The following is a 17,732-nucleotide window of genomic DNA, read 5'->3' on the forward strand; positions in this document are numbered from 1 at the left end:
CGTGACGGACGTCTTAAACCTAGCACAGAGGGGGTGCGGATGTTTTCTTGGACGGTTTTATTGCGCGATGCCGAGTTGTCGACGGTACATTTCCGGGCTGAGTGCTCCCAGCGACAACTTGATGCGATGTTCGTTATACCATCGTATATAGGCATCAACATGCTGCATAAAGTGCTCAGGTGTCACGCCTGACCACTCATGACCATAGTACATTTCCGTTTTCAGGCGACCAAAGAATCCTTCACAGGCCGCATTATCCGGTGAACAGCCTTTACGGGACATCGAACGGATAAGACTGGCAGCATTCACACGCTTAAGCCAGCCTGGCCAGCGGTAATGCCCGCCTCGATCGCTATGGATTATTGGTCGTTCGCCTGCGGTTAATGTGCTGATTGCACCATCCAGCATGGTATTCGCCAGTTCTGCATCCGGGCGTGTACCCAACGACCAGCTCACAACTTTACCATCGAAGCAGTCGATTACAGGTGACAACCATACTTTGCCTGACGGCAGCTGGAACTCCGTGATATCTGTCAGCCATTTTTGATTAGGCTGTTCCGCGTTAAAGTCTCTGGCGAGAAGATTGTCAGGTGCCGGGCCGATTTCTCCGCAGTATGAGCTGTAGCGGCGCCGACGGTTTCGACTGACCACAAGCTGTTCTTCCACCATAAGTCTGCGTACAACCTTCTCAGAGAGTCGCTGGCCTTTGTGCCGTAGCATAGCGTGCAGACGGCGATAGCCATAACAACGATAGTTACCGTTGAAGATCTCTGTTATTGCGATACGTACGGTCGCGTATTTATCTCCCGAGCGCAGAGCTGTCCGGTGGTAAAAAAAACTGCTCCGTGCAAGTTCAAGGACTCGCAGCAGCTCTGTCAACGGGTACGAGCCTCTCAGGACATCAGCGATCTGCGTCTTTTCCCTGTTTGTCAGAGTGCTGACGCTGATGCCCGGGTCTTTTTTTATGATTTCCTCCGCTTTTTTCAGGATATCGAGCTCCATCTGCTGTCGACGTATCTCCTGATTAAGTCGGTTAACTTCTTCGCGCAGAGTGTCGCGCTCTTCCGTAAGAGACGGCTTTTCATGTTTGCGCATGGACTGGTAAGCCTCATCGCCGATGATTTCATCTTTCCATTTGTACAATACCGTGCGACTGATGCCAACGTTCATGGCGATTTCTCTGGCAGGTACATGCCGTGTACAAAGCGCCATGACAGCCTGACGTTTCACCTCAGGTTCAAAAGGTGCATTTTGATTGATCGTACTGGTGAAAATAAGCCGTCTGCCGGGATGACGTTCATTAACCCAGCGAGCCAATACATCACAGCAGGGATAACCAAGAGTCCTGCTGGTAAACGCCAGGCAGCAGCCACGGTTAAGATAATGTTCAACAGCAGCCTGCTTTTGCACATCAGAGTAACGAGGCTTACGGAGTATGGATTTTGTAGCACCGTCACTCGCTTCCCATAAACGGATCCAGCGTCGTAGATTTCTTTTAGAGGGGTAACCCAGTTCACGAACTACAGGAGCCAGTTTTCTGCCGTATTTAAAGTAAAGTTCAATTGCGCGGAGCCGTTCTGCTTCGGTAAACATTATTTATCTCCTGAGAGTCCAGGAAATCGTCCGCACCCCCAGAGGGGACATTACAACTTTGCTGTTACATAGATTGTCAAGGCTCGATAGGAATGTCTAACAGCTGGCTCATTAGAAATGTCCATATGTTGCAAAAAACTTTGAGACACTCAGACCGAATGACCGCTGTTTACCGCTGCTTAAATGATTCTAAATGGGGTCCACTTGGAAAACGGAAAATATCATACGTTAAGCCTGTTTTTTGTACAGACTGCTATCTACTGAGCATAACGAACGGTATTTTCCCTGTCCCAGCTTGAGGTTTGTTCGCCAGACGCAATCTCCACTCAGGTTGATGTGTTCCCATCCCAGCGGAGATAGATGGGTAAACCTCGCCGTTAAATAACGCCGTTAAAACGCATCACTTCGATAACGACCAGTCCGGCGGCAAGAGCGCTAGTCGCAAACAGCAAGTAATCGCGCAGTCCTGCACGTTTTAATCGAGACGTCTTCTCTAATTCGCTGACCCGCGCTGCCATCCCTGTTGCGACGTTTTCCTGCAAGGTCAGCTTGTCCATCAGTAAGGCCAACTGTTGCTGGTACTGATCCGCCTGCTCTTCAAGGGCCAGAGCCAGCTTCCCTGACTGTTGCCATTGCTCCTGCTGCTGTCGCTCGAATTTTGGGACAACCTGCTTCAGGAGGGCAAGCTGTATTGCGTGCTCATCCTGACTTGCCTGCAAACGTTGAAGCATCTCCTCCTGCTGCCAGCTCAATGACTGTAACCGGTTAATCTCCTCTTCATGTTCCTCGACACGCTGTGCCTGTTCCAGTTTGTCTTCCACCTGGGATTTCAGATGTTCAAGAATAGCCAGTGAGTTTTCACGGCTGCTGAGATCCAGCATCGTGTCGTTGTGTTTCAAGTCTCGAATCGTATTCATTAACGCCAGATGAAACTCTTTCAGCACGACATTTTTTTCTGACTGGATTTGTAATAAACACTCGATCACTTCTTGGGTGATATTCAGACTGCCACCCAGGCTTGCAATCATCGTCGCTAAGTCAGTGTCATTTCTCGCGGTGAGACTGCTACCCCAACGCTCCAAAAAACCCCGATTATTGAAGTCATCTGCCGCTTTTTGTATCCCTTTACTTCTCTCTTGTTCCTCTTTCAGCTTTTTGCCTATTTCGTGGAGATTTTTTTTGAAACTGGCGATGCTGGAGTCTTTGTTCTTCTCAACAATCGTGACAACCGTCATATTACTGCGCTCCCAGCTTTTTAATCTCTTCGGCAAGAGAGAAGCGAGTCAGTCTGATGACATCATTGTTCAGTTCTGCCGTATGCTCCCGGGTTTCACTCATCAGATTCACCGTGCTACCTGCATATTTTTGCAGTTCAGCCACCATACCCATACTGCTTTCATGGTTAGCAATCAACTGCTGGAAAGCCTCCCGTCCTTTTGCAGTATAGGCAGGTTCCGTTGAGAGTATCAGGCTGACGGCTTTAGGGACGATATCGGCCAAAAGGTAACTGCTCAACCCAAATCCCATCGCGCACAGGGAGGCAGAAATATAAGGGGCAAAGGGAGCCAGTGGAGCAAAAAGAGCCACCATACCAGATTCAATCACCGGTTCTACCGCATCCCAGAACACCAGAGCCCCGCTGGTGATAATGACCTCAGAGACCTTATAGATGGTTTCTTCCCTGGTCATGGTTTTGCTCCCCTTCATCAGCGAGAGTGCTGCCATGCCCAGATCATAGATATTTTTTGCTAACTGATAAATTTTCCCGATGGCCTGAGACAGTGCATTTAACACGAACTCGAATAAACCTCTAAGCAGATTTAACGGGGCTTTTATCAGGTTAACGATAACCTTCCATATTTTATCAAAAAAGCGTTTTAGACGGATTTTCACCTGCGCTTTCTGGGTGATAAACAGGTCAACAACTTCATCCTTCAAAGCTTTAATCATCGTGGTACTGAGCGTTTCCAACACACCCCACCCGACATTTTTTAATGCCTCTTTCCCTGCGCCAAAGGCCAGACCTCCCGCCTCGTTTGCCGCATCTTTCATTTTTTTTGCTTCGATATTAGAACGCGTACCCTGTTTTGTGCACAGCTCTTCTTTCTTATTTACCGGGGGTTTCTCATTTTTTAAAATGTTAGCCTCGACCGCTGCTGCCGTCTCTGCCGAATCCATGACCATAAATTTGACGGTGCAGCCCTCTTCAAACTCCGCCGCCATTTTGTATTCTGTGCCATTCTTTTCGGCGTTTTTATTTTCATTCAGATGCCCGGCATGCCACCGTTTCTGTAAATTCTTCGCATCGCCGATATACCGCACCTCACCGGCGCTATCATAAACCACATAGACACCCGGGGAATTCGGCACATCTTTCAGGCCTTCCGGCACACCATTCTTGATCGTGAACTGGCCATCAAACTTCATGGTGGAAATAGAGGTAATGCCATGAGTGAAACTTTTGCTTATCATTTCCTTCCACTGAACACCCCGATTCGCCACGGCAAGCACACTCGCAGACGACGTGGCATTAAGCGTATCATCCACCGATGTACTGAGGTTGGGGACCTTGGCATTCGGTTGAGAATTTCGTTTATTACGAAAACCGCCGATCAGTTTTCGTGCAACATTATCAACGGTTTTATCAACAATACTGTTCAGCAGGGGGTTAAGAGTATTGAGTTCCGGGTATTCCTGTACCATGGTAGGTGATGACATAATGGTGTGTCTCTCTGGCTGTGGTTGAAAGGCCTATTTCCCACTCGAAATGCAACAAAATAACGAAATCACCGGAATGGCAAGCTCCGAGTGAACGTGTTCAGGTCCGTTACGGGTGATCAATCTGTTGATTTTATCTAGTTAGAGTTGATTCTACGTTGGAATCGTCAGCCATGCATCAATAGAAATAGCGATTGAGTCATTGAGTCATTGAGTCATTGAGTCATTGAGTCATTGAGTCATTGAGTCATTGAATCATTGAGTCATTGAGTCATTGAATCATTGAGTCATTGAAACGAAAAGGCATCCCGATTAATGAGCAACTCGTATCTCATCTTTCTCCTCTGGGTTGGGAACATATCAATCTGAGTGGAGATTACGTCTGGCGTAATAATCTTAAGCTGGGGTCCGGGAAATATCGGCCATTACGCACAGTCGATCCCAAATTGTACAAAAAGCAGTCTTAACGTGGGATAATTTCCGTTTTCCAAGCGGCCCCCTAAATAACCGTGTGTAATATCGTTACACTTTTACCAGACCATGTTCCTCTCTGGGGAAGGGGCTTACGGTTTCCATAAAATACCGTATCTTTTTCAGCAGCTGCATTACCCTTAGTTTTGGATTCGTTTGAAAAAGGATGAAAAACATACCTTTTGTATTAACATTAGCCACCGGGTGTTTTCACCCAATCAGGGTTCAATAAGGCTGATTTTGTGAAAACGATGAAGCACCCGTGTACATCATTACTATCAGTGGATTGTGTGATCCGAGGACAGGTTCAAGGATAATTAAATGCAAACAGCAGAGATGTTTCAAAGTTTTCTGAACAACTTGAAGATTCCAGACGAACGTACGCAGGCTATTGCGACACATTATAAAAATGCCACGAGAAGACTTAACATCAAGTTCCGGGGGTCTGCAAATGGATTCAAGGTAAGACTAGGTAGACGCCCACGTGCAGTTACCGATGCTTTTAAAGCAATTTTAAAGGGATTGAAAATCCTCGTGTCCTTGGTTCGATTCTGAGTCCGGCACCACTATTCTTTTTTTATGCCTCCCTATGAATTCCTATGTTGTTGCTATTCAATAGGTTGGGGTAAAAAGTCTTTCTGATACGTTTTTATTTATCCCTTCGTATCCGGAGAATTTGGGGTCAGATTGCGGGTCATTCAGTTCGACAACTGGAGTGACCCTCACATGTTAACTGACAGCAAAATCCGCTCAGCAAAACCTCTCGCAAAATCATACAAGCTCACCGACTCGCAAGGCCTGTACCTGACAATATCGACCAGCGGCTCTAAGCTATGGTACTTCCGCTATCGCTTTGGCGGTAAAGAAAATCGTCTTGCTTTTGGCCCCTATCCACAGACGACGCTGGCAGAAGCCCGTGAAAAGCGTGATGTGCAGCGTAATTTACTGACATCCGGTATTAATCCCTCTCGGCGTAGGAAGAGCAATAACACTACCGTTGATGAATCCCGCACCTTTCAATACATCGCCAACGCATGGCACTCCAGTTGCCTAAAGCTCTGGTCCGACGCACACGCCGATAAAATTCTCACCTGCCTGAAACGCTACGTTTTCCCCACTATTGGCGCGATGGATATCACTCAAATTGAAACCCGCCATCTGGCACAGTTAGTTAAGGTAATTGACGATAAAGGCGTGCATGACGTTGCCAGGAAGGTTCGCCAGCATCTGACGAAAATCATGCGCCATGCCAATGCCGTACAGCAAGGATTAATCAAATACAATCCGGCTTACGATTTGGACGGTGTCGTGACCCCGGCAGTGACCCAACATCACCCCGCCTTGCCGCTGAAACGCCTGCCTGAACTGCTGGCGAAGATGGAGAGCTACAAAGGCCGGATGCTGACCCGTCTGGCGCTGGAGCTGAATCTGCATGTTTTCCTGCGCTCCAGTGAGCTACGTTTTGCCCGCTGGGATGAATTCAACCTGAAAGCCAATATCTGGACGGTGCCTGCAAAGCGTGAAGCCGTAGAAGGCGTGAGGTTTTCAGAGCGTGGCGCAAAGATGAAGGATGAACATCTGGTGCCGCTGTCACGGCAGGCGGTCGCCCTGCTGAAACAGATTCAGGCGATTTCCGGTGAATCGGTCTTCGTTTTTCCGGGCGCACATACCCTGAACAAGCCGATGAGTGAGAACACCATTAACAAAGCGCTGCGCGTGATTGGCTATGACACCAAAATCGAGGTATGCGGCCACGGTTTCAGAACCATGGCCTGTAGCGCCCTGAACGAGTCCGGACGCTGGTCAAAGGATGCCATTGAGCGGCAGATGAGTCACAAAGAGCGCAACGGCGTGCGGGCGGCGTATGTGCATAAAGCGGAACATCTGGAAGCCAGAATCGAAATGATGCAATGGTGGTCGGATTATCTCGATGAATGCACTGAAGGGTACTCAGCCAGTTTGGGCACGGGACAGCGCACCCAAACCAGAGCTGATCTTGACCCACCATATCCTGACAGCCAGGATAATGCATCCGATTAGCAGAACATGTGCTTTTCGGTAAACACTCCGATAACTTTTTCATGGGCTTCAATGGAACGAGAGAAACAAATCGTTATGCGGGACAGTCTATCTGAACACTGCCCCCAAAACTGAATCGCCACGGGTTTAACAAACACCTCCGAGTCATTGAAGATGACTTAAAGAGAGGTGCCCATAAGCGGTAAGAAGGGAAAACCGCTTGGTCGCCAACCCGTTACGACGTCGTCTGTATTTTACGCTCAGGCCGTTAAAATGATCAATGTGGTATACCCGCTTGTGTAGTGACTTGAAGCCCCTCCCGACGCAGTAACTGCCAGATGCGCCCTGATAAATATGTATCAGCAGCCGAACACTGAGACTCATAGAGGCAGATCGAAAGGAACAAACCTGCGAGGCTACAGGCACAAGGTGACGACTACCACTAAGAAAATCACGCCATACTTTAATCGTACATACGACAAAAACTCAAAACCCAATGAGTCAAATCAATCCATCGTGCGTATGCAGCATCATATATTTAATGTGGACTCTAAATATCAATGTAAAAATAAACACCAGTAATACGCAAAGAGAAAGCACCGTCAGCATCAAAACATAGCCACCAGCATCCAGTATCATTCCGGCACAAATAGGAAATGTCAGTCGAGTGGCGATAAAAAGGCTTGATTGCAAGCCATAATCTGAAGCCCGACACTTATGTCGCGTAAAATACATCATTAAACCAAATATAAGAGAAGACATTGCCCCCATAGCTATAGCGACTAAAAAAACACTGGCAATAATCCATATTACACTGAGCTTAAATAACATCGTTAATGTTAAAATAATAAGCGTCAGCAATGTGTAAAATAAATACGTAGGAATAGCTTTAGCCACACCTAAATATCGAACAAACTGCCCGCTTAACAGACTGGAAAGAGCACCAATTGTTCCACCGCCGACGCCAACGATCCAGGCCACGTTTTGCGCCTCTACGCCTAAATCTAGGAGCATGGGTTTAAGATATAACCAAGCTGCACCAATAAAGGGGAAACTACTCATCAGCAACCAGATCCAGAATTTAGCTCCCGGTTGTCGAAAATAACCGACCAAATCCATCATTACCGGTCGTTTATCAGACTGAGGCAACAATTCACCATTCTGCTTATCTTCTTTCAGTAACAACATAAGTAACAAGCTAAGTAACAAGCCACTGGCCATCATATAAAATGGCGCCGACCACCCCCAACGTCCTTGAATAACTAACATCAAACCACTGCCGACAATTGCGCCTACAAATGTTGCCATTGAACGGATGCTCCCGGCACGCATCTGTTCTGAACGCGGAAGTAGTTTCACCGCCAATGCATTCAGAGGAATATCCGCCCAGGTTGACAGGAGATTTATGGCTAGCGACAACAAAAATAACGGTATATGGTGCGCCAACATGCCCGGATCGCTAATCAGGTAAAGTAAGACCACAAGTAGCAGCCCCAACAGCACTACCCAATAGCTATAGTGGCGTTTTCCTGCCCTAAAACGTTGAACCGGCAATGCCAGCAAGAACTTGAATACTGCCGGTAGTCCGGCCAGTTGGAAAAAACCTATATCGGTGCCAGACCAGCCATGTTCCCGCATAATCAGCGGTAAACCAAGCAGAAGGTAAATAGCTGGGATGACTAAAACAAAATTCATCCAACCGAAAATTACCTGATACAGTCCAAACCGTAATGACACTATCTGATTCATACGGCCCTCTTTCTGGCAACAAGAACGGAGACTGGCGCAACAGGGAACTCGATATCGTCATATTGCTCAATCTGGGTAAAACCAGTCATCGTCATCGCCAAAGACAGCTGACCTTTCAGGGGAACATGATTACGTTTCATCTGCATTGACAGGTAATAGGGAAGAACCTTCCTTGCCTCGGCAGCGATTGGCGACACTTCTGCATGAGCACAAATAAATACGCCACCGGGGTTTAGCGCAGCCCATATTTTAGCCAGTACGTCATTAATATCCGGGACAAAATGCAGCACGGAAGAGCACCAGACTAAATCGAAGTTTTCGCCAATAGAGTCAACGGTCAGATCACCGCTTCTAACCTGCAAACGTTCGCTTAACCCGGCCTTATTAATATTATTTTGCGCTACCGCTATCGTTTCGGGAAAGTCAAACACCTCGCCGGAAAATGCCGGGCAGGCTTGCAGCATGGCAATCGCAATCAACCCCGGTCCGCCGCCCAAATCCAGCAACCGGCCACCGGACTGAAACTCAGGAATACGCCTCATCAGAGCCATTGCCACATCCACAGTGACGGCCCGCTGTTCCTGTGCGATCTGTAAATCGGCGGCTTTTGCCCAATTTTCCTGCGTAGTGTGAACACCAGCGGCTTGATTGCAAATCAGGCCGCTTCGGATCTGCTCTGCCAACTGACTGCCGAAATGGCGTAACCCTCTCAATCGAAAAAGAAAAGCGTCTCCCAGATACTGAGCTGCATCGGAGCAAAAATACTTTCTCGCTACCTCTTGATTAACATAATAGGCAGGATTGTCTGATTCGCGGGACAGTAACCCCATACTCCAGAGCATATCCAGAATATAACCCGTATTCACAGGATCTAATCCTAAACGCGTTGCAATATCAGCGGCTTTTGTCGGTTTGTCGAGATATCGAAATAAACGCATCTCTATTGCCACACGTAATACATCGGCGTTAACACTAGCCAGCGCCAGATCCCAATACGGCTGTAATATTGATTCCTGATTAGAATTCATAACTTATCCTCATACCTAACTCCCGAGGTGGGCTATAAACAGTCACATTGCCATTCATAAACCCGACCGCATCATAATGCTCATTCGTGATATTCTGGACGTAAGCACTTAGGGTAATATTTTGATTAACTGGATAACTTGCAGACATATTTAATAACTGATAGCTGCCTCGACGATATTTATTTGCTGGGTCAAGATAGATACTCCCGACGCCGTCCAGAGAGACATTGGCATACCAGCTATCCGCGTCATAGCTGACGCCAATATGCCAGGTCAGGTCTGGCGCGTACGGGTTTTTATTACCGTCATAATCATTATCACCGTCGCGATAGCGCTTAAAACGGGTCCTGTTCAGACCAATAGTGCCATCAATGCTCCACTGTTCATTCAGCCAATATTCAAGGGATGCTTCAAGTCCACTGGATTGTGCAGTAGCGGCATTAGTAATCGACGTAACCCCCGGCGCAACGTATTGCTGCACCTGCATATCATTAATTTGCATATAATAGGCGGCGACGGAATAGCGTAGATGAAGCGGCGCAATCAGGCCTTTAATGCCTGTCTCGTAAGAGCGCACTTTTTCTGGCGCATAGGCGGGATAATTAACCGTCGAGGCAAACGGATCATAACCGCCTGCCCGAAAGCCTTCTGAATAGCTCAGATACAGGTTTTGTTCCGGCATCCAGCGGTACTGGAGAGACGCTTTCGGCGAGAATTGCTGCCAGCGCTGACTTTTGGCCGATGAATCTTTCGGCTTAATTTCGCTCCGGTCCTGCTCTATACGCCCTCCCAGCGTCAGGGACCATTTAGACGTTATCGGCTGTAGCCACTGACCAAACAGCGAGAGTGAACTGCCCTCCAGCGTGGACCTGGTTGTTTTAACTTGTAACGGCGTTTTATTGGTAAACGATAAATCGTTATCGGTTTTATCGGCATAGAGGCCAATCAGCCATCTCGCCTCTTCCCGCTCGCCGGATAACCTCAATTCCTGAGATAAGTTACTGAGATGAAAATCCCGCTGGATAAAAAAGCGCTCAGCAGGCATAAAATCCGTATCCTGCTTAAGCTTGTCATAATAATCAGTTCTGGCGGTAATTGAGCGCAACGATATACCGGAATCAAACTGATGGGTAATGTCCAGCGAGAAAGTCTCTCCTTCGGAACGGTTCCAGCTCGGCGTGCCGGAGCTGACCCGATAGCGCGGTGCGCTGACGCTGCCCCACAGTGAGGCGCCGTCACGATAATTCAGATGGCTATAGCGCAGTGAAATATCGCTTTTTTCACCGGGCGTCCAGCGAATAACCGCCCGGCCATCGTAGCTTTTACGGTCGTCGGCCCGATCACCGTTATAGCGATCGTGGATAAAACCATCCTGTTCGCGAAACTGTCCGGTAACCCCGATATAAAGCGTATCGTCAATAAGAGGGTGCGCGGCATCCAGCCGTACGGCGTGCTTATTACGGCTGCCCAGCTCACCATCAAGGCGCATCCGGGGGGCGTTATCCGGCTGGCGCGTATAAATATTTAACACCCCGCCTTCAGCATTTTTTCCGTACAGCGCGGATTGGGGTCCCCGTAATACTTCAACCCGTTCAACGCCGACCAGACTATTTTCAAACCCCTGATTTACCAGAGTCGGCACGCCATCAACCGTCATCAGCATTGAGGAAGAAAAGGCGGTGGCGTAGGAGGTCAGGCCGCGTATTACCGGTGGGTTCAAGCCGGACTGGCCGGTGCTTTGAAAACTAAAGCTGGGAGTTTTACGCGCCAGCGTTGCCAGACCTTCAATCTTCCGACGCTCCAGCTCATCGCCAGAGAAAGCGGAAAGACTACCCGGAACATCCTCAACTCGCTGCTCGGTTTTATCGGCAGTCACGATAATCACCGACTCGTCGCCATAACTGAGCGGACATATCAAACCGGATAATCCCAGGCAAGCTACTTTATAGAAAATGCGTTTTCTTATTATATTTTCCATGCGTTTATTCCCGGACATTAAATCTCTCCAACGGTTGATAAAACGAGTAACTCATTTATCTAATTAACTAATAAATTGCGGATGGAACGTATAACAACCACATTTTATTTGATAACGATTATCAATACCGTTCATATTGCTATGAAATAAGATGGAATTCGTCTGCATTTTTATCAGGAGGAAATAAAGGTGTCCGTTGAGGCAAAACTGACTTATAGAAAACTAAGAGAAACGAACGAAATGGAAAGCTAGGTTAACTCATACAGATTATGCGTAACAATTGTTGATAGATCTACCCAGCCAAAACTAACCAAAGCGATAGTGAACCCCCGACGCTTCCTGCGGATAGACCCATTTGGCTAATACCGAGTTCCCGCCGATTATGCGGCAGGCCCCACACTCCAGACAGCCAACATAATCAAATCGGATCGTTCCGTCTTCCAACTGCTTATACAGACCGGCAGGGCAGGCTTTCATCAGCAGACTAAACGTAGCCATATCAGGAGACTCACGGATAATAATGTGCGGGTGGTTTTCATCTATATAAAACTTATTAATAGTCAATTTGACGTCAATGCTTTCATTCATAGGGACGTTATTCCTTTTATGCCATCCTTAATCAGATTTAGATAGCCAACCGCTTTACAGCGGCGCACGATCTTTTTGCGCAGAGGCTGCGGCGGCTGCCCGTCAACGGTAAAAAGATCCGCCATAATGCCCGCCACCATCTGAGGATAGCGCGTAAACAGGCGCGGATTGTCCATCATCGCGGGTAATCTGCGGTAATGACGCAGATCTTTCATGACGGACAGCTCCTCCAGATAGCGGAGATAACCACTCAGCCCGCAGGAAGTGAAGTCATTTTTACCTTTGGCTTCCAGCACCGCGCGCGCCGCCGCTTCGCCAGAGGCAATGGACAGATCCATGCCGCGAATAGTAAAGCCGAGATTCAGGCACATGCCCGCCGCATCACCAACGATAAGCACGCCATCGCCTAGCAGTTTGGGCTGCATATTGATACCAGCTTCGGGTACCAGATGGGCCGCATAAACAATTTGCCAGTGACTGAATGAGAGCTAAATCGTCCTGCGCGGCTAACCTCGCCCAACGCCAACCACGCATTTCGCCTTGGTTAACTCGACGTTATCGACAGGTTTGCTGTTCCGGGCCTGACGCATCAGCGAGTGGTGAGGAGGAACGTAGTCAAGCAACACCGTCTGATGGGAAACAGATTCTTTTGGCTCTGATACCGATGCGCTGAACCCGCCCGGCGGTAGAGTCACAATAGCAAATGAGGCATTAACTTTTTTTTCTCACCGATAGCCAATCCGCCATATAACCGCTGTTCGACCAGCAGCGCCCCCTCCTCCAGCCGAATGTCGGTGACGTCATTAACCAACGGCGCGTTCAATAAAACACTCAGTCGCGCCGCCAGGGCCTTATCCCTTTTGCTTGTTGATAACAGAAGTTTCATTGCTGTACCCCAGTCCCCCCCCAAATTTGCATCGCATCGTCAATAACCTCACAGGCAGCCTGCGCACAGTAAAGCTTACATAACGGCGATGAAAGACGAATAGACAGCCCTGGTCATACTCCCAGGCAACCCGATAAACATAGTGTTTCATATTCTGAATTTTGATAGCCATCTGCGTCAGCTTAAGCTGAATGAGTTGGAATTCACCGAGCGTTTTATCAAACTGAACCCGCTGGTTGGCATAGCTAACCGCATCGTCGAACGCGCACTCTGCAGCTCCCAGCGTGTGGGCGGCGATTATCAAACGGTCATGATCAAAGTTTTTCATCATATGGATAAAACCACGCCCTTCTTCACCTACCCTGTCGCTTTCATCAAGTTCAACGTTGTTAAGAAACACCTCACAGTTGCTCACCATATTCCAGCCAATTTTATGTAAATCATGGCGTTCAACACCTGATGCGTCAGGGTCAACCCACCACAGTGTGAAGCAATCCTTATCGTTCTGACACTCGGCGTTACGGGCCATTACCAGTATATAGGGATAATCTTTAGCGCCCGTAATGAAGGTCTTTTGGCTGTTCAGATAAACTTTGCCGTTTTTACGAGTGTATGTGGTCGCAATACGGCTGCTGTCTGACCCCGCCTGTGGCTCTGTACACGCCAGCGCGTAAGGGGGAACGCCGGTTAGCGCAATTTCGGCACTTTTAGCCAGCTGTAAAGCGCTGCCAAAACTCAGCATACTGCGCATACGCTGCCCGACTGTCAGAAGATACGCCGGAGCCCCAAGACGGGCGACCTCCTCAAGCACCAGAACCTGCGTCAACATATCGGCAGGGACACCGCCAAACTCCTCCGGTATTCCCAACAACCCCATACCGCTATCAACAAATGCGGTTAAAAAATCGCCGGGATAGGTATGAGTTTCATCGCAACGCTTAAAATAGTCCTCTGAGAAATCTCGATTAATCAGTTCATTCAAACTTGCCAGCAGCAGTTCCTGTTCTTCGGTCAGTGAAAAGTCCATACGCGCCCTCATTACCAATAATTTGATATGCATCTTGCGAACCAATAAAAGCTATGCTATATAGCCTAAATGATAATAATTATCATTTTAATCTAGCATTCGTATGAAAACGCCTGTGTTTCGTCTGCATAAGGAAAACGGTTAGGGGAGTGGAAGATAATGAATATGTTATTGAAAAAAGAGTATCAGCTTGATTACAAAAGCCTTCGCCTGAATAAAGGAAGATCGGGTCAGGTTCGTTTTCAGACTCTTGAGAATTTGGGGGAATGCTATTCAGATCACATTGAGCTTGCTGACGATTTCAATCTGATCTATTTGCGCTATAGCCCGGTATGCGATCTGACCATCAAAGAATCAAATAACCCGCATAACAGCCAGGTCTTAGTGATAACATTAGGACTGCACGGTAAATCTTGCTATGAGACAACGCAGACCGCGCCAGCGGTTAACTTCACTGCCGGATATACGACTATTAATGCCTTCCATCGCAGTACCGGTCAGCGCCACTATAAATCAGGCGAAACGACGGCACAATTACGGCTGGTGATAGGAGAAAAATTGCTGCACCAGTATATCGGCGAAAAAAGCGCTAACTCACTGCTGGGTAATGGACAATTAAATCAACTGCTGCATCAAAAAACGTCACACGCCAGTCTGTCTCACGCCTCCATATTAGTACGTCATATCAATTTTCATTCAGCTGGTGTAAACAAATTAATATTGCATACCCATAGCCTTTGCCTTTTATCCGAACTGGTTGGCGTTATATTACCGCAGCCGAAGAGAAGCGGACAGAAACTATCACAGGACGAAATACAGAAGCTAGAGCAGGTGCAGAATATAATGCAACAGCAGATGGAAAAACCGTTAACCGAAGAGTATTTGTGTACCGTTGTCGGTATGAACAAATGTAAACTCAGAGAAGGATTTAGCTATTTATTTAATACCACGCCGCATAACATGTTGTTAGAAATGCGTATGCGCAAAGCGCATCTAATGCTCGAATCAGGGTATCAGGTTGCGCAAACCGCCTGGAGCGTAGGGTACGGTCATCCGAATAACTTTAGCATCGCATTCAGTAAATTTTTTGGTTATCCGCCAAAATTTGTTTATAAAAAACAATAAATTCAGCATCATCCGCATTAAATTACCAATTTCATAACTGACAGGTATCGCCTAAACGCGGCAGCTCCCCCTGTTTTGCAATACGATACGCTTCACCCATGCCGACTATCTTATGAACAGGTGGAGCGTCTGATAGCTTAACGTGGTTAAGGGCTGCCCAAACTTTCGAATCGTGACGCGCATACAGAGCGCCAACGCCTTTTGGACCATATAATTCGCTGCTGGAAAGCGACATAATAACGGATCGATCTGCCTATCGGCCGCTATTAACGCCGCAAGCAGGTAAAATAGGCCGCAGGGCGATTCAACGCAGCGTTCTTCCTTCTCTGAGGTTCGATAGCAGTGACCGATAAATTTGCCTTCTTTAAAAAGAGCACCGCTCTCTGATTCTGATAACGCAAACCGGCCCTCGTCAAGATAGGCGCTACGCACAACCGTCGCGAGCTGTTGCTGCGCGTGTGATACAAGCCATGACATGTCGGGCATCAATCGCGCCATCCCCAACATAGCAATACAGGCTATCAGACTGGCACAGGGATCGCGCGCGCCTTCGGGCTGACTCAAACGATTAACGGGTATATGATAACTGTACTGTGCGCACCAGTGCTCAATCGTTTGCCATGCAAATTTCCAATAATCATCACCGAATAAATGAACGGCCCGCACTAACGCCAGCATAACCCACGCCTGCCCCCTGGCCCAATCTCCGGCAACGCCGTGATGGATAAGCTGGCCGGATTGATATCTGGCCTCTGAGTACCAGCGGCCATTTTCCTCATAACAGGCGATCACCGCCTTATACACCTGTCGCTCGGCCAGCTCACCATAGCCCGCTGCGGACAGCAGCGAAAGCGTCGACGCCAGCGGATCGATACTAATAGTTTGCGCACCTGACGCCCCGCCCCCCATTGCCGGGCCTAAAGGAATAAAGCCCAATTCCGCCCGTTCTGATTCTGCTATCGCCTGTCCCGCCAGGTCACACCGCCGTTTAGCCATCGGATTACCGAACAGTCGCTCGCTTAATCCCGCACCGTAGTGAAAAATAAGGCTGCGCTGAAGCGTGTCGCTATTTAGTTTACTCTCCAGCTTCTGACTCATTGTTACAGCGTTATCCCGATCAACCCGACGTTGGGTCTTAAACGCCTTTAGGTGCAAGGCCCCCGCCCAGAATCCCCCCATCCATGAGCCACCCGCTGATAATTTCCATTGTCGACCGGCAAAACGGTATAGCGGAAAACACCCGCAACTTTCGTCCTCAATCGCTCCAATCCAGCGAATCAACGCGGCAATTACCGAAATAATGTCCTGATGAGATAGTTTATCCTTCGACATGATCTATCCTTTTATCTTTTCCGTTCGATATATATAGTCTCAAACACAGGAAGCCCCCCAACGTTAGGACGGACAGCAACATAATCCAGCCTGCGCTAAAGTGATATTGTGTGCTTTGCAGCCAGCCAAACAGCGGTGGCCCGACGGTAAATCCGGCAAAAAAGCCGCAGGACAGCAAACCCGCCGACGGCGCTGGCGCGCCGAATTGCTTATCGCGCAACAGCATACTCATCGCAATAGCATTTGTTGCAACGACCGTCGTCCCCATACCGATGGCGCACAGCCATAGAGGCCAATAGCGGTCAGATGATGCTAGCGGGGCAATCAGTAAGACTAAAATAGAGAGGCCAATCAGCAATAACAGTAACAGAGATTCATCCCGCATTTTAGCCCCCAGCGGGGTGAGAAATATCCGGGAAAAGATTCCCATGCAGCCAAATAAACCAATTAGATAGCCGATCATGACCGACGAGGCCCCCTGCGCTGAGGCAAAAACGCCAAGAAAGGTAATAAAGGATGACAACACCACTCCGACGCATAGTTGTATCGCCATGAGTAAAGATAATTTTTTACCGGGTTTCACTACGCTAAAACGGTTGTTCTTAACGGGTTGTTTAACGATCAGGCGAGGAGCCAGTAGCGCCAGTAGCAGAGCAACAGGTGCCAGAGTGAATAAAGCGCCCCGCCAGCCAAAATGTAACGCCAGCGCGGGTAGACACAGTCCGGCAAACAGAGCAGAAACCTGTACACCTGACTGTTTGATGCCCACTATCCCCGCTTTGTAACGCGGTTCAACCGACTCAGCGATAATCAAATTAGTTACCGGATTTGCCAGTGCCTGAGCGAACCCGCAGAACAGCAGCGCGACCACCAGACCAACAAAACCAGGCAACAACGCCATTAGGGCATACGCCAACAGGGTGGACCAGAAAAGCAGCGCCAGCGAATAGCGAGAGCCTAAGTTATTAACAAGCGTTCCTGCCCATAGCGAAAGCAACGATGCCAGTCCGAACGTACTCATCGTTAATATTCCCAACCATCCCGTATCGATCGTTAAGTCCGCAACCAGCGTGGGGCCTAAAACGCCAATCGCATAGAAAATCAGCATGGGCAGCGCCATTGCGAACGTCAGAATTGCCGTAAGAATAAAACGGGTAAAACTGTTTGAAACCGGCATCACAGACTCACTGAGATAATTTATAAATGAGACAGACAAAT

At 48.3% G+C, this 17,732-nt stretch carries 12 protein-coding genes and 6 pseudogenes; 3 read left to right on the forward strand and 15 right to left on the reverse strand.

Annotation, left to right across the window (positions count from 1 at the left end):
* Window positions 1-57: 57 nt before the first annotated feature.
* The 3 genes from PCO85_11300 to PCO85_11310 all read right to left on the reverse strand — a co-directional run bounded on the left by PCO85_11300 (window position 58) and on the right by PCO85_11310 (window position 4,311).
* Window positions 58-1,593 (reverse strand): IS3 family transposase, encoded by a 1,536-nt coding sequence (locus PCO85_11300; GenBank protein ID WJV55915.1) that lies wholly within the window; start codon window positions 1,591-1,593, stop codon window positions 58-60.
* Between the two features lie 377 nt (window positions 1,594-1,970).
* Complete coding sequence (locus PCO85_11305) at window positions 1,971-2,828, reverse strand: hypothetical protein (GenBank protein ID WJV55916.1); 858 nt, start codon at window positions 2,826-2,828, stop codon at window positions 1,971-1,973.
* Between the two features lies 1 nt (window position 2,829).
* The gene (locus tag PCO85_11310; protein WJV55917.1) at window positions 2,830-4,311 is read right to left on the reverse strand and encodes a GIY-YIG nuclease family protein; all 1,482 of its coding nucleotides are present in this window, start codon (window positions 4,309-4,311) and stop codon (window positions 2,830-2,832) included.
* Between the two features lie 281 nt (window positions 4,312-4,592).
* On the opposite strand from PCO85_11310, the pseudogene PCO85_11315 reads away from it, so the two are divergent.
* Window positions 4,593-4,778 (forward strand): annotated as a pseudogene (locus PCO85_11315) (Tn3 family transposase).
* 55 nt (window positions 4,779-4,833) lie between these two features.
* On the opposite strand, the pseudogene PCO85_11320 reads toward PCO85_11315, so the two are convergent.
* Window positions 4,834-4,923, reverse strand: a pseudogene (locus tag PCO85_11320) (hypothetical protein).
* A gap of 585 nt (window positions 4,924-5,508) precedes the next feature.
* On the opposite strand from PCO85_11320, the gene PCO85_11325 reads away from it, so the two are divergent.
* Window positions 5,509-6,822: a tyrosine-type recombinase/integrase gene (locus PCO85_11325; protein ID WJV55918.1), complete on the forward strand. Its 1,314-nt coding sequence runs from the start codon at window positions 5,509-5,511 to the stop codon at window positions 6,820-6,822.
* On the opposite strand, the pseudogene PCO85_11330 reads toward PCO85_11325, so the two are convergent.
* The 9 genes and pseudogenes from PCO85_11330 to PCO85_11370 all read right to left on the reverse strand — a co-directional run bounded on the left by PCO85_11330 (window position 6,819) and on the right by PCO85_11370 (window position 14,057).
* Window positions 6,819-6,911: pseudogene (locus PCO85_11330) on the reverse strand (IS1 family transposase). The gene PCO85_11325 and the pseudogene PCO85_11330 overlap by 4 nt on opposite strands.
* A 94-nt stretch (window positions 6,912-7,005) precedes the next feature.
* A pseudogene (locus tag PCO85_11335) lies at window positions 7,006-7,225 on the reverse strand (IS3 family transposase).
* Window positions 7,226-7,302: 77 nt separating this feature from the next.
* A complete protein-coding gene (locus PCO85_11340) occupies window positions 7,303-8,550 on the reverse strand; it encodes an MFS transporter (GenBank protein WJV55919.1) in 1,248 nt (415 codons plus the stop codon).
* Complete coding sequence (locus PCO85_11345; GenBank protein ID WJV55920.1) at window positions 8,547-9,578, reverse strand: methyltransferase; 1,032 nt, start codon at window positions 9,576-9,578, stop codon at window positions 8,547-8,549. The genes PCO85_11340 and PCO85_11345 overlap by 4 nt, the downstream gene beginning before the upstream one ends.
* On the reverse strand, window positions 9,568-11,556 hold the full coding sequence (locus PCO85_11350) for a TonB-dependent receptor (protein ID WJV55921.1): 1,989 nt from the start codon (window positions 11,554-11,556) through the stop codon (window positions 9,568-9,570). Before PCO85_11350 ends, PCO85_11345 begins: the two co-directional genes overlap by 11 nt.
* A gap of 306 nt (window positions 11,557-11,862) precedes the next feature.
* The gene (locus PCO85_11355) at window positions 11,863-12,144 is read right to left on the reverse strand and encodes a 4Fe-4S dicluster domain-containing protein (protein ID WJV55922.1); all 282 of its coding nucleotides are present in this window, start codon (window positions 12,142-12,144) and stop codon (window positions 11,863-11,865) included.
* Window positions 12,141-12,605: pseudogene (locus tag PCO85_11360) on the reverse strand (FAD-dependent oxidoreductase). Before PCO85_11360 ends, PCO85_11355 begins: the two are co-directional and overlap by 4 nt.
* A 230-nt stretch (window positions 12,606-12,835) precedes the next feature.
* On the reverse strand, window positions 12,836-13,030 hold the full coding sequence (locus PCO85_11365) for a hypothetical protein (protein ID WJV55923.1): 195 nt from the start codon (window positions 13,028-13,030) through the stop codon (window positions 12,836-12,838).
* Between the two features lie 8 nt (window positions 13,031-13,038).
* Window positions 13,039-14,057, reverse strand: a pseudogene (locus PCO85_11370) (acyl-CoA dehydrogenase).
* 159 nt (window positions 14,058-14,216) lie between these two features.
* Here PCO85_11370 and PCO85_11375 point away from each other — a divergent pair.
* Window positions 14,217-15,182: an AraC family transcriptional regulator gene (locus PCO85_11375; GenBank protein WJV55924.1), complete on the forward strand. Its 966-nt coding sequence runs from the start codon at window positions 14,217-14,219 to the stop codon at window positions 15,180-15,182.
* Window positions 15,183-15,287: 105 nt separating this feature from the next.
* Here the strand turns inward: PCO85_11375 and PCO85_11380 are convergent, their stop codons facing one another.
* Together PCO85_11380 and PCO85_11385 are read right to left on the reverse strand one after the other, a co-directional pair.
* Window positions 15,288-16,514 carry a hypothetical protein gene (locus PCO85_11380; GenBank protein ID WJV55925.1) on the reverse strand — a complete coding sequence of 409 codons (1,227 nt, stop codon included), beginning with the start codon at window positions 16,512-16,514 and terminating at the stop codon, window positions 15,288-15,290.
* Window positions 16,501-17,691: an MFS transporter gene (locus tag PCO85_11385; GenBank protein WJV55926.1), complete on the reverse strand. Its 1,191-nt coding sequence runs from the start codon at window positions 17,689-17,691 to the stop codon at window positions 16,501-16,503. The genes PCO85_11380 and PCO85_11385 overlap by 14 nt, the downstream gene beginning before the upstream one ends.
* Window positions 17,692-17,732: the final 41 nt, after the last annotated feature.

This window comes from Prodigiosinella aquatilis (genome assembly GCA_030388725.1).
Classification (GTDB): domain Bacteria; phylum Pseudomonadota; class Gammaproteobacteria; order Enterobacterales; family Enterobacteriaceae; genus Prodigiosinella; species Prodigiosinella aquatilis.

What these genes read in the sequence shown, in the direction of transcription:
- PCO85_11300 (WJV55915.1), bottom strand. Translation starts at nt 1,593, where the DNA reads ATGTTTACCGAAGCAGAACGGCTCCGCGCAATTGAACTTTACTTTAAA.
- PCO85_11305 (WJV55916.1), bottom strand. Translation starts at nt 2,828, where the DNA reads ATGACGGTTGTCACGATTGTTGAGAAGAACAAAGACTCCAGCATCGCC.
- PCO85_11310 (WJV55917.1), bottom strand. Translation starts at nt 4,311, where the DNA reads ATGTCATCACCTACCATGGTACAGGAATACCCGGAACTCAATACTCTT.
- PCO85_11325 (WJV55918.1), top strand. Translation starts at nt 5,509, where the DNA reads ATGTTAACTGACAGCAAAATCCGCTCAGCAAAACCTCTCGCAAAATCA.
- PCO85_11340 (WJV55919.1), bottom strand. Translation starts at nt 8,550, where the DNA reads ATGAATCAGATAGTGTCATTACGGTTTGGACTGTATCAGGTAATTTTC.
- PCO85_11345 (WJV55920.1), bottom strand. Translation starts at nt 9,578, where the DNA reads ATGAATTCTAATCAGGAATCAATATTACAGCCGTATTGGGATCTGGCG.
- PCO85_11350 (WJV55921.1), bottom strand. Translation starts at nt 11,556, where the DNA reads ATGGAAAATATAATAAGAAAACGCATTTTCTATAAAGTAGCTTGCCTG.
- PCO85_11355 (WJV55922.1), bottom strand. Translation starts at nt 12,144, where the DNA reads ATGAATGAAAGCATTGACGTCAAATTGACTATTAATAAGTTTTATATA.
- PCO85_11365 (WJV55923.1), bottom strand. Translation starts at nt 13,030, where the DNA reads ATGAAACTTCTGTTATCAACAAGCAAAAGGGATAAGGCCCTGGCGGCG.
- PCO85_11375 (WJV55924.1), top strand. Translation starts at nt 14,217, where the DNA reads ATGAATATGTTATTGAAAAAAGAGTATCAGCTTGATTACAAAAGCCTT.
- PCO85_11380 (WJV55925.1), bottom strand. Translation starts at nt 16,514, where the DNA reads ATGTCGAAGGATAAACTATCTCATCAGGACATTATTTCGGTAATTGCC.
- PCO85_11385 (WJV55926.1), bottom strand. Translation starts at nt 17,691, where the DNA reads ATGCCGGTTTCAAACAGTTTTACCCGTTTTATTCTTACGGCAATTCTG.